Source organism: Streptomyces sp. NPDC088910, from assembly GCF_044749865.1.
In the GTDB taxonomy this organism is placed as follows: domain Bacteria; phylum Actinomycetota; class Actinomycetes; order Streptomycetales; family Streptomycetaceae; genus Actinacidiphila.
The window spans coordinates 809597-820774 of sequence record NZ_JBIVIV010000001.1 but is presented as its reverse complement, the minus strand read 5'-3'; the positions used below and the strand labels follow the sequence as shown (position 1 = coordinate 820774).

The following is an 11178-nucleotide window of genomic DNA, read 5'->3' as shown; positions in this document are numbered from 1 at the left end:
GCACAGCGACGTGACCGGCGACCTCTCGCGGCTGAGCATCAACCAGGAGACCGTCAAGCAGTGGTCGCTGCCCGAGCTGGCCAAGGGCTGCGTGGCGGCCGGGATCGGCTCGGTGGGGCTGTGGCGGGCGCCGGTGCGGGAGTACGGCGTCGAGCGTGCAGCGGACCTGATGCGGGACAGCGGGCTCACCGTGACATCGCTGTGCCGCGGCGGATTCTTCACCGCGACCGACCCGGCGGAGCGGGCGACCGCGCTGGACGACAACCGCGCGGCGATCGACGAGGCGGCGACGCTGGGAACGGCCACCTTGGTGCTGGTTTCCGGCGGCCTGCCCGCGGGCGACCGCGACATCGCCGCCGCCAGGGAGCGGGTCGCCGACGCGATCGGCGAGCTGGCGCCCTACGCGGCGGAGCGCGGGGTACGGCTCGCGATCGAGCCTCTGCACCCGATGTACGCCTCCGACCGGTGTGTGGTCTCCACGCTCGGCCAGGCGCTGGACATCGCCGAGCGCTTCCCCGCGGACCAGGTGGGTGTCGTGGTCGACACGTATCACCTGTGGTGGGATGACATGGTGCCTACGCAGATCGTCCGGGCCGGAGCGGGAGGCAGGATCGCGTCCTTCCAGGTCGCCGACTGGGTGACGCCCCTGCCGGAGGGGGTGCTGCTGGGGCGGGGACAGCTCGGTGACGGCTGCGTCGACCTGCGGGGACTGCGTGAGCGGGTGGACGCGACGGGCTTTCGCGGGCCGGTCGAGGTGGAGATCTTCAACCCCGCGCTGTGGGCCAGGGACGGCGCTGAACTGGTCGCCGAGATCGCCGATCGGTACCTCCGGCACGTTCTCTGAAAAAAACTTGAGAGATTACGCATCCGTCGTACAACCCTTCCGGGGGGTCGGTGGTCTTACTGGGCATCAAGGCTCCTGGGAGGGGTTTCACGGAGCCGAGAGGGAAATGCGCCCGAGGGGGGCTTCGGGGGTAGCAGGGGGGAAACGAAAGAGGTCCGGCCTTGTGCCGGACCTCTTTCGTATCTCTGTGCGGACGCTGTGACCGCCGGGGCGGCTCGCCGCGTCCGCCTCACTTCGCCCGGCGGGCCCGCTTGGCCAGCACCGTCGCCACCACGGGAATGAGCGTCTCCAGCGCCCCCGTGACCGCCGCCACCGGAAGACCCGTCCGCTTCGACACCGCGCGGGCCGTCGGCGCGGTCGCCTTGCGCAGCACTGTGGTGAGCAGACCGCCGCCCACGCCCGTGCCGAGCCCCGCGAAACCGGCGACCCCGGTGAGCGGCTCCGGTTCCGAGGCGGCCTGCTCCAGCGCCTGGCTCAACTCCGCGGTCCCGCCCGGTGTCACCGCCTCATCCGTGACCACACCGGTCAGCGAACCGACCGAGGCGCCCACGACCTGCCGAGCCGCGTCCGTGTCCGTGCCGAGCCGATCGGCCAGTTCCTGAAGCCGCTCGTCACCCAGCTCGGTCAGCACTTCGTCCTGCAGCGGTCGGTCGCTCATGTGCCGGACGCTACGCGGGCGCGCGAGCGGCGGCCCCCGGAGTTCGGCCGAACGCGTGAAGGGCCGCAGCCGGGTGGCCCGAGCGGCGTTGTCCACAGGGGGAGTTGCCGCCGGAGAGTTATCCACAGGGCGGCAACGGGGTGTCCGAGCCAACCGGTACCTTCGGAACAGATCACCAACGGGAGGGCCGGGAAGGGAGGCCGGGCATGGGCGAGTCGGGGCTGGCCGTGCTGGACGGCGTCCTGGAACGGATCACCTACGCCAACGAGGACACCGGGTACACGGTCGCGCGGGTGGACACCGGCCGTGGCTCGGGGGATCTGCTGACGGTCGTCGGCGCGCTGCTGGGGGCGCAGCCGGGGGAGTCGCTGCGGATGCACGGCCGCTGGGGCTCGCATCCGCAGTACGGCAAGCAGTTCAGTGTCGAGAACTACACGACGGTGCTGCCGGCCACGATCCAGGGGATACGCCGCTACCTGGGATCGGGGCTGATCAAGGGCATCGGGCCGAGGATCGCGGAGCGGATCGTCGACCACTTCGGCACCGGCACGCTGGAGATCATCGAGGGCGAGCCGAAGCGGCTGATCGAGGTGCCGGGGCTTGGCCCCAAGCGCACCAAGCTGATCGCCGCCGCGTGGGAGGAGCAGAAGGCGATCAAGGAGGTGATGGTCTTCCTCCAGGGAGTGGGGGTGTCCACTTCCATCGCCGTGCGGATCTACAAGGGCTACGGGGACGCGTCGATCTCCGTGGTGAAGAACCAGCCGTACCGGCTGGCCGCCGAGGTCTGGGGGATCGGCTTCCTGACCGCGGACCGGATCGCGCAGGCGGTCGGGATACCCCACGACAGCCCGGAGCGGGTCAAGGCCGGATTGCAGTACGCCCTGTCGCAGGCCACTGACGGCGGCAACTGCTATCTGCCCGAGGAACGGCTGATCGCGGACTCGGTGAAGCTGCTCCAGGTCGACACGGGGCTGGTGATCGACTGCCTGGGCGAGCTGGCCGAGGAGGAGGGCGTCGTCCGGGAGAGCGTGCCCTCGCCGGACGGGCACGAGGAACAGGTGAAGGCCGTCTACCTGGTCCCCTTCCACCGGGCCGAGATATCGCTCGCCGCCCAGTTGCTGCGGCTGCTGCGCGGACCGGAGGACCGGCTGCCCGCCTTCCGGGACGTGGAGTGGGACAAGGCGCTGGCCTGGCTGGCGACCAGGACGGGGGCCGATCTCGCACCGGAACAGCAGGAGGCGGTACGGCTGGCGCTGACCGAGAAGGTCGCGGTGCTCACCGGCGGTCCCGGCTGCGGCAAGTCGTTCACCGTGCGCTCGGTGGTGGAGCTGGCGCGCGCGAAGAAGGCCAAGGTGGTGCTGGCTGCCCCGACCGGCCGCGCCGCCAAGCGGCTGGCCGAGCTGACCGGCGCCGAGGCCTCGACCGTGCACCGGCTGCTGGAGCTGAAGCCGGGCGGCGACGCGGCGTACGACAAGGACCGGCCGCTGGACGCGGATCTGGTGGTGGTCGACGAGGCGTCGATGCTCGACCTGCTGCTGGCGAACAAGCTGGTGAAGGCGGTGCCGCCGGGCGCGCACCTGCTGTTCGTCGGCGATGTGGACCAGTTGCCGAGCGTCGGCGCGGGTGAGGTGCTGCGTGACCTGCTCGCGGCGGACGGCCCCGTGCCCGCCGTGCGGCTCACACGTATCTTCCGGCAGGCCCAGCAGTCCGGGGTGGTGACCAACGCGCACCGGATCAACTCCGGTGTCCCGCCGCTCACTCAGGGCCTGCCCGACTTCTTCCTCTTCGCCGAGGAGGACTCGGAGGAGGTGGCCAGGCTGACCGTGGACGTGGTGGCCCGCCGCATCCCGGCCCGCTTCGGGCTCGACCCGCGCCGGGACGTGCAGGTGCTCGCGCCGATGCACCGGGGCCCCGCGGGCGCGGGCGTGCTCAACGGACTGCTCCAGCAGGCCGTCACCCCGGCGCGGCCCGACCTGCCCGAGCGCCGGTTCGGCGGCCGGACCTTCCGGGTCGGCGACAAGGTCACGCAGATCAGGAACAACTACGACAAGGGCGCGAACGGCGTCTTCAACGGCACGGTCGGCGTGGTCACCGCGCTGGACACCGTCGAGCAGCGCCTCACCGTGCACACCGACGAGGACGAGGAGATCCCGTACGACTTCGACGAGCTGGACGAGCTGGCCCACGCGTACGCGGTGACGATCCACCGCTCGCAGGGCAGTGAGTATCCGGCCGTGGTGATCCCTGTCACCACCAGTGCCTGGATGATGCTGCAGCGCAATCTGCTCTACACCGCTGTGACCAGGGCGAAGCGGCTCGTCGTGCTGGTCGGATCGCGTCGCGCCATCGGTCAGGCGGTGCGGACGGTGTCGGCGGGAAAGCGCTTCACGGCTCTCGACCACCGGCTGTCCAGGGGCGCAAAATAGGCACTGAGTGCCACCTTTCGGCCCGATGGCCGACCCCGAGTGCACACGCCAGTGCCAAATGGGGGACAGTGGACCTCGTCAGGGCACCTCGAAGAAGAGGCAACACCGTCGGTGAGGGAATGACGTGAGCGACAAGTCTGTAGTACTGCGGTATGGGGACGGCGAGTACAGCTACCCGGTGGTTGACAGCACCGTCGGTGACAACGGCTTCGACATCGGCAAGCTGCGCGCCGACACCGGGCTGGTCACCCTGGACAGCGGTTACGGCAACACTGCGGCCTACAAGTCCGCGATCACCTTCCTCGATGGTGAGGAAGGCATCCTGCGCTACCGCGGCTACCCGATCGAGCAGCTCGCCGAGCGCGGAAGCTTCCTGGAGACCGCCTACCTGCTGATCAACGGCGAACTGCCGACGGTCGACGAGCTGGCCGAGTTCAAGGGCGAGATCACCCAGCACACCCTTTTGCACGAGGACGTCAAACGGTTCTACGACGGCTTCCCCCGTGACGCCCACCCGATGGCGATGCTGTCGTCCGTGGTGAGCGCGCTGTCGACCTTCTACCAGGACAGCCACAACCCGTTCGATCCCGAGCAGCGCCACCTCTCCACGATCCGGCTGCTCGCCAAGCTGCCGACCATCGCGGCGTACGCGTACAAGAAGTCCGTCGGTCAGCCGGTGGTCTACCCGCGCAACGACCTCGGCTATGTCGAGAACTTCCTGCGCATGACGTTCTCCGTGCCGGCCGAGGAGTACGAGCTCGACCCGGTCGTGGTCAGCGCCCTCGACAAGCTCTTCATCCTGCACGCCGACCACGAGCAGAACTGTTCGACGTCGACGGTCCGGCTGGTCGGCTCCTCGCAGGCGAACCAGTTCGCCTCGATCTCGGCCGGTATCAGCGCGCTGTGGGGCCCCCTGCACGGCGGCGCCAACCAGTCGGTGCTGGAGATGCTGGAAGGCATCCAGGCCGACGGCGGCGACGTGGACGCCTTCATCCGCAAGGTGAAGAACAAGGAAGACGGTGTGAAGCTCATGGGCTTCGGACACCGCGTCTACAAGAACTTCGACCCCCGGGCGAAGATCATCAAGTCGGCCGCGCACGACGTCCTGTCGGCGCTCGGCAAGTCCGACGAGCTTCTGGACATCGCGCTCAAGCTCGAAGAGCACGCGCTCGGCGACGACTACTTCGTCTCGCGCAAGCTGTACCCGAACGTGGACTTCTACACCGGCCTGATCTACCGGGCCATGGGCTTCCCGACCAGCATGTTCACCGTGCTGTTCGCCATCGGGCGGCTGCCCGGCTGGATCGCCCAGTGGCACGAGATGATCAAGGAGCCCGGCTCCCGCATCGGCCGTCCGCGGCAGATCTACACGGGCGTCGAGATCCGCGACTACGTGCCCGTCGAGGGCCGCTGAACCACGGGCTGAGCCTGGCCCCACCACGCATGAAGAAGCGCCCCGCGCTGGATCCCCCCACGGGTCCGGCACGGGGCGCTCCCGTTCCCGGAACGGATCCCCCCACGGGTCCGACCGGGCGTCTTTCGGCGGCTGCGCCGTGCCGGGACGAGTGCGGCCCGGGAGGGCCGCTCAAAGCTCCCCGGACATCGCCCCGGCGACGCATTCCCGGGCCGTCCCCCAAGACAGCCCGTTCCGCAGCCCCCCACCGGCTCCGCCGGGAGCGCGGTGCTCAAGACATAAGACCCACGAACCACCGTAATGGTTACGTTCCAAGCCCTGTGATCTACGTCTCTTCGAAAGGGGGCGTTTTCGCAGGCTACCCCGCTCGCGGGCGGTATGGGGCGATCCCGTAGCGTGCTGTCTCCTCATGAGGGGCGGAGTACATGGCACAGAACGGGACAGCGGGCCGCAGCGTCGTCGTGACCGGCGGGGGTACGGGCATCGGTCGGGCGATCTCGATCCGCTTCGCCGAGGAGGGCCACCACGTCACGATCGTCGGCCGTCGCCGTGAGGTCCTGCACGCCACCGCGGAGGAGCTGCGCCGGGAACGCGGGCTGGACGTCACCCCGGTCGCCTGCGACCTGGCCGACCCCGACGACGTAGAGGCGGCGCTCCGGCACCTGCCCGAGCAGGTCGACGTCCTGGTGAACAACGCGGGCAGCCGGGAGCTGGCGATCGGCGCGGGCCCGCACGGGGTGCTCGCCCGCTGGCGCGGCGACTTCGAGCGCAATGTGCTGACCGCGGTGCTGCTGACCGAATCGCTGCGGGACCGCTTCACCGACAGCGGCCGGGTGGTCACGGTCACCTCGGTGGCCGCGCTGCGCGGCGGCGGCTCCTACGGGGCCTCCAAGGCCGCCCTGCACGCCTGGAACCACTCGCTGGCCGCCCAGCTCGGCCCGCAGGGCGTCACGTGCAACATCGTGGCGCCCGGCACCGTGGCGGGCACCGAATTCTTCGGCTCGCGGCTCAACGACGCCGAGCTGACCCGGCGGGCCGGGCGCACGCTCGTGGGCCGCGTCGGCCACCCCGCCGACGTGGCGGCGGCCGTGCTCTTCCTCGCGTCCCCCGAGGCCGGCTTCATCACCGGCGAGATCCTTCAGTGCAACGGCGGCGAACTGCTCGGCCGGTGACCCGGTGACCGGGTGGTCCCTGTGCTCCGGAGGTCCTGTGCTCCGGTGGTCCAGTGCGCCGGGAGCATTCCGCGTTCCGTGACAGGCGCGCCCGTACTCCCTGAGGAGTAGCCCGACTGGACCCTCAGGATGAATTCTCCTGGGAGCCCCCGAGGAATCCCCTGATCCACGGGAAACCCCCTTGCCCCGTCCCACCGGCCGCTGTCAGTTTTGAAGCCCGGGGGCGGGAAGAGGGGCGGTGGAATGGACGTTGCACTGAACGTGTCGTCACTGGACTTCACCTCGGGTCTCGCTGAGTACCTGCGAGGTGGACACGTCTTCTGGGCGTACGCGGTACTGGCCCTCACCACGGCCCCGCCGCTCGTGCCCAACTCCGTGCTGCTCGTGACCGGCGGAGTGATGGCGGCCGAGGGACGGCTGGACATCGCCCTCGTGCTGCTGGTGGTGGCGGGCAGCGCGGTCCTCGGCGACATGCTGATCCACCGCACCGGCCGGGCGCTCAGCGGCCGTGTCCTGGCCCGCATGGAGCGCAACGAACGCCGGGCGGCGCTGCTCAGATGGGCCGCCCTGCGGATACAGCGGCACGGTGTGCCCTTTGTGATCGGCGTGCGCTTTCTGCCCAGCGGCCGAGTGATAGGCGGTCTCGCGGCGGGTGTCGTGCGCTATCCCGCCCGGCGTTACGCGGTGGGCGCGGGTGTCGCGGAGGCCGTCTGGGCCAGCTATTCCGTCGGAGCCGGTTATTTCAGCGGCAAAGCCGCTTCCAACTCCTTCTTCGCCCTCTGCCTGGGGCTCGGTATATCGATGCTCGTCGCCGGTATCGGCACATTGGTGCAGTGGGTCTCGCGGGCGCGTGAGCGCCGCGATCCACGCCTGGTGGGGGAGCGCGAGGCGACCCGGCCTCCCTCGATGGTGGTACGGGCGTCCTTCGCGGGTGACGCGGTGGTCGTACCGGGACCCTCCGGCGGTGGTGGTACGGGACCGGCCGGTGGCCTGCCCGCGGGACCAGGGGCAGCGGCCACCACCACGTCGACATCCGTCACAGGCGCCACTGTCGCGCGCACAAGTCCGCCACCGGGCAAGGACCGGGGCGGATTTCCCTGTTTCTCGGCCGGCCGCGGCAAGTAGCCTTCGGCCGAGCCCCCGGACCCGGAGTCAGCGCGCGGCGGTGGTGTCCGTGCTGTCTTCTGGGCTCTTGCCCGGGGCGGTGCCCTTGTCCGGGGCGGGGGCTGCGGCGGGGGCGGCGGCCGTGCCCTGACCGGTGACCGCCCCAGTGCCCAGGTAGGGCGCCAGATAGCGGTAGAGCATCCCCTTCATCTCCCGCGCGTACGCGTCCCGTTCCTCGCCCTCGTGCTGGACGACGAGGTCGAGTCCTGCCTTGAACATCGCGAAGGACATCTGCGCCACAAGCGTGCGTTCCGCTGTGGACAGCGACGGCTGACGCACGCCGAGCAGTTCGGTGAGGCGCGCGAGCAGTGACGCGTGCAGCTCGTCGTGGCCCTCGGCGACCTTGCCGGGAGTGTCTGGGCCCTTGATCAGGGCGAGGAAGGCCGGGTTGGCGCAGTTGAACTCGATGAAGGGGCCGGCGACGGCGTCGATCATCTCGTCCAGCGGCAGCAGGGCGTTCTCGACGGTGAAGACCCGGCCGTGGGTAGCTTCCATCTCCTTGGCGAGCTGGCTGCCCAGCTCGACGGCGATGGCCTCCTTGTTCGGGAAGAACTGGTAGAGCGTGCCCGGCGACACCCCCGCCTCGCGGGCGATCGCGTTGGTGCTGGACGCCGTGTAGCCCAGCGCGCAGAACACGCTGGCGGCGGCCTGGAGGAGCTGTGTGACACGCCGCTCGCCGCGGGCCTGCCGACGGCGCGGCTGCCGCTCTTCCGCCTCGGACACGGTGACTCCCCAGGGGTATTGACAAACACGAGCGGTCACTCGCATTCTTGAAACGCGAGCGACAGTTCGCATTTGCGATTCTACGTCGCACTACGGGGAGAGGACACCTTTTGTCATGGCTGATGTCAACCACGACTCCGAGGTCGGGGGCTGGACGCGGGCCGTCACGGCCCGGCCCAGGCTGACGCTGCTGCTCGCCCTCCTCTTCACCGCGCTCGCGGTCGTCGCCGGGCGAGGCGTGGCCGACCGGCTGGCCAGCGGCGGCTGGGAAGCGCCCGACTCCGAGTCCTCGTACGCGACCGCGGCGCTCGCCGACCACTTCCCCGCCTCCCAGCCCAATCTGGTCCTGCTGGTCGACGCCAAGGGCGCGGGAGTCGACAGCCCCGCCGTGGCCGCGCAGGGGCAGGAGCTGGCCCGCAAGCTCGCCGCGGATCCGGCCGTCACCGGCGTCACCTCCTACTGGGGCACCCACGCGCCGGTGCTGCGCGCCAAGGACGACGGCTCGGCGATGATCACCGCCCGGCTCAAGGGCGACGACGACGCGGTGGCTACCGCCGTCAAACGGATCGCCCCCGCCTACCGGGGGGAGCACGGACCGGTCGACGTGAGCGTCGGCGGCTCGGCCGCCGTCCGGCACGAATTGCAGAGCACCATCCAGGACGACCTGGTCAAGGCCGAGATGATCGCCCTGCCCGTCACCCTGATACTGCTCGTCATGGTCTTCGGCAGCGCCATCGCCGCACTGCTGCCCCTGGGCGTCGGCATCATCGCGATCCTCGGCACCAACGCGGTGCTGCGCGCCATCACCTCGTTCACCGACGTCTCGGTCTTCGCGCAGAATCTCACCACCGCGCTCGGCCTCGGCCTCGCGATCGACTACGCCCTGTTCATCGTCCGCAGATTCCGCGAAGAGCTGGCGACTGGACTCACCCCGCGCGCGGCGGTCGGAGTGACCCTGCGCACCGCGGGCCGTACCGTCCTCTTCTCGGCCCTGACCGTCGCCGCCTCGCTCGCCGCGATGCTCGTCTTCCCGCAGTACTTCCTGCGCTCCTTCGCCTACGCGGGGATCGCCGTGGTGCTGCTGGCCGCCGCCGCGGCGCTGATCGCGCTGCCCGCCTGCCTGGTCCTGCTCGGAGACCGGGTCAACGCGCTGGATCTGCGCAAGGCACTGCGCCGCAGGCCCGCGAGCGACCCCGGTGCGGGATACGCCGCCTTCGCCCGGCTGGTGATGCGCCGGGCGCCGCTCTTCGCGATCGGCGCGGTCGCGGGCCTGCTGCTGCTCGGGCTGCCCTTCCTCCAGGTGCGCTTCGGCGCCGCGGACGATCGGCAGTTGCCCTCGGCGGCCGAGTCCCATGTGGTGCAGCAGCACATCCGCCAGGAGTTCCCCGGCAGTCCCGACGGCGCCATCACGGTGCTGGCCGAAGGCGCCGACCGGTCCCAACTGGCCGGATACGAGAAGCGGGTGGCCGCCCTGCCCGGCGTGGTCCGGGTCGAGGGGCCGGTCGTTGCCCGGGACTCAGGCGCCGCCTATATGACGGTGCTGTCCACGAGCGAGGCGGTGGACGCCGGCACCCAGCACCTGGTCGGCGCGATCCGCGCCGTGCCCACGGACTTCAAAGCCTCGGTGACCGGCCAGGCCGCCGTCCTGGTGGACACCAAGGACACCATCGGCCAACGGCTGCCATGGGCGGCCGGGATCATCGCCCTGGTCACCTTGCTGCTGGTCTTCCTGCTCACCGGCAGCGTGATCATCCCGCTCCAGGCGGTGCTGCTCAACGCGCTGAGTCTCACCGCGATGTTCGGCGCGGTGGTGTGGGTCTTCCAGGACGGTCATCTGTCCGGACTGCTGGGCTTCACGGCCACCGGCAGCATCGAGACGACCCTGCCGGTGCTGATGTTCTGCGTGGCCTTCGGACTCTCCATGGACTACGGGGTGTTCCTGCTCTCGCGGATCAAGGAGGAGTACGACCGGGGCGGCGACCACCAGGCGTCCATCGAGTTCGGGCTCAAGCGGACCGGCGGACTGATCACGGCGGCGGCGGTGATCCTGGCCGTGGTGATGGTCGCGATCGGCACGTCGCGGGTGGCCAACACCAAGATGCTGGGGCTCGGCATCGCGCTCGCGGTGCTCATGGACGCGATGGTGGTCCGCACCCTGCTGGTGCCCGCGGTGATGCGGCTGACCGGGCGTGCCACCTGGTGGGCGCCGCCGGTGCTGCGCCGCTTCCACGACCGGTTCGGCATATCGGAGGGCGGCGGCCAGGAGGCGGCGGAGGGCACGAAGGCCCCGCGCTCCTCGCGGGAGCGGCGGGACCCCGAGCCGGCCACGCGGAACTGAGGCTCAGTCCGGATCCCGGCGGCCGCGGTTTCCCGGCCGCCGGGCACTCCAGGCCCTGACGGTATCGGCGTACCAGAAGGGCTTGCCGCCCTCGACGACATCGGGCGGCGGGAGATGCCCGTGCTTCCGGTAGGAGCGGACGGTGTCGACCTGTACGCGGATGTGCGCGGCGATCTCGGCGTACGACCACAGGGTCCGGTCGGTCATCCCAGGTACCTCCGTACGGCGGGGCTGCTGTTGATCAGCACCTTCGTCCGGCCAACGACAGGTGAGCGTCACCGCATGGGCTTGTTGATCTTCTGTGACACGGAACCCGCGTAACGGTGACAAATGTGGCGAACGGGTAACGACCGCGCAGGTCGTCCGGACCGTGGCGGTGAAAGGGGGCACGATGGCGGGCTGAGACCGGAGGAAATCAGCGAGCGGGCAATCCGCCCAC

Annotated in this window: 9 protein-coding genes; 6 read left to right on the top strand and 3 right to left on the bottom strand. The window is 70.2% G+C overall.

What is annotated here, in order from left to right:
• Positions 1-10: 10 nt before the first annotated feature.
• Positions 11-844 carry a sugar phosphate isomerase/epimerase family protein gene (locus ACIP4Z_RS03460; protein ID WP_401305040.1) on the top strand — a complete coding sequence of 278 codons (834 nt, stop codon included), beginning with the start codon at positions 11-13 and terminating at the stop codon, positions 842-844.
• 229 nt (positions 845-1073) lie between these two features.
• Here ACIP4Z_RS03460 and ACIP4Z_RS03455 read toward each other — a convergent pair whose 3' ends face one another.
• Entirely contained in the window at positions 1074-1502 is a 429-nt protein-coding gene (locus ACIP4Z_RS03455) for a DUF937 domain-containing protein (protein ID WP_401304749.1), read from the bottom strand.
• Positions 1503-1708: 206 nt separating this feature from the next.
• On the opposite strand from ACIP4Z_RS03455, the gene ACIP4Z_RS03450 reads away from it, so the two are divergent.
• The 4 genes from ACIP4Z_RS03450 to ACIP4Z_RS03435 all read left to right on the top strand — a co-directional run bounded on the left by ACIP4Z_RS03450 (position 1709) and on the right by ACIP4Z_RS03435 (position 7639).
• Positions 1709-3928: an ATP-dependent RecD-like DNA helicase gene (locus ACIP4Z_RS03450; RefSeq protein ID WP_401304746.1), complete on the top strand. Its 2220-nt coding sequence runs from the start codon at positions 1709-1711 to the stop codon at positions 3926-3928.
• A 124-nt stretch (positions 3929-4052) separates the two neighbouring features.
• Positions 4053-5342, top strand: a complete 1290-nt coding sequence (locus ACIP4Z_RS03445; RefSeq protein WP_188280320.1) for a citrate synthase — start codon at positions 4053-4055, stop codon at positions 5340-5342.
• A 425-nt stretch (positions 5343-5767) separates the two neighbouring features.
• Positions 5768-6514, top strand: a complete 747-nt coding sequence (locus tag ACIP4Z_RS03440) for an SDR family oxidoreductase (RefSeq protein ID WP_355337035.1) — start codon at positions 5768-5770, stop codon at positions 6512-6514.
• A 243-nt stretch (positions 6515-6757) separates the two neighbouring features.
• The gene (locus ACIP4Z_RS03435; protein ID WP_401304742.1) at positions 6758-7639 is read left to right on the top strand and encodes a DedA family protein; all 882 of its coding nucleotides are present in this window, start codon (positions 6758-6760) and stop codon (positions 7637-7639) included.
• Between the two features lie 27 nt (positions 7640-7666).
• Here ACIP4Z_RS03435 and ACIP4Z_RS03430 read toward each other — a convergent pair whose 3' ends face one another.
• Positions 7667-8446: a TetR/AcrR family transcriptional regulator gene (locus ACIP4Z_RS03430; protein WP_401304739.1), complete on the bottom strand. Its 780-nt coding sequence runs from the start codon at positions 8444-8446 to the stop codon at positions 7667-7669.
• Between the two features lie 70 nt (positions 8447-8516).
• On the opposite strand from ACIP4Z_RS03430, the gene ACIP4Z_RS03425 reads away from it, so the two are divergent.
• Positions 8517-10739, top strand: a complete 2223-nt coding sequence (locus tag ACIP4Z_RS03425) for an MMPL family transporter (protein ID WP_401304736.1) — start codon at positions 8517-8519, stop codon at positions 10737-10739.
• A gap of 3 nt (positions 10740-10742) precedes the next feature.
• Here ACIP4Z_RS03425 and ACIP4Z_RS03420 read toward each other — a convergent pair whose 3' ends face one another.
• The gene (locus ACIP4Z_RS03420; protein WP_188280324.1) at positions 10743-10946 is read right to left on the bottom strand and encodes an AlpA family transcriptional regulator; all 204 of its coding nucleotides are present in this window, start codon (positions 10944-10946) and stop codon (positions 10743-10745) included.
• Positions 10947-11178 lie beyond the last annotated feature (232 nt).

Excerpts from the sequence above, each read along its gene's own strand:
- ACIP4Z_RS03455 (WP_401304749.1), bottom strand. The coding sequence starts at position 1,502 with ATGAGCGACCGACCGCTGCAGGACGAAGTGCTGACCGAGCTGGGTGAC.
- ACIP4Z_RS03450 (WP_401304746.1), top strand. The coding sequence starts at position 1,709 with ATGGGCGAGTCGGGGCTGGCCGTGCTGGACGGCGTCCTGGAACGGATC.
- ACIP4Z_RS03440 (WP_355337035.1), top strand. The coding sequence starts at position 5,768 with ATGGCACAGAACGGGACAGCGGGCCGCAGCGTCGTCGTGACCGGCGGG.
- ACIP4Z_RS03435 (WP_401304742.1), top strand. The coding sequence starts at position 6,758 with ATGGACGTTGCACTGAACGTGTCGTCACTGGACTTCACCTCGGGTCTC.
- ACIP4Z_RS03430 (WP_401304739.1), bottom strand. The coding sequence starts at position 8,446 with ATGCGAGTGACCGCTCGTGTTTGTCAATACCCCTGGGGAGTCACCGTG.
- ACIP4Z_RS03425 (WP_401304736.1), top strand. The coding sequence starts at position 8,517 with ATGGCTGATGTCAACCACGACTCCGAGGTCGGGGGCTGGACGCGGGCC.
- ACIP4Z_RS03420 (WP_188280324.1), bottom strand. The coding sequence starts at position 10,946 with ATGACCGACCGGACCCTGTGGTCGTACGCCGAGATCGCCGCGCACATC.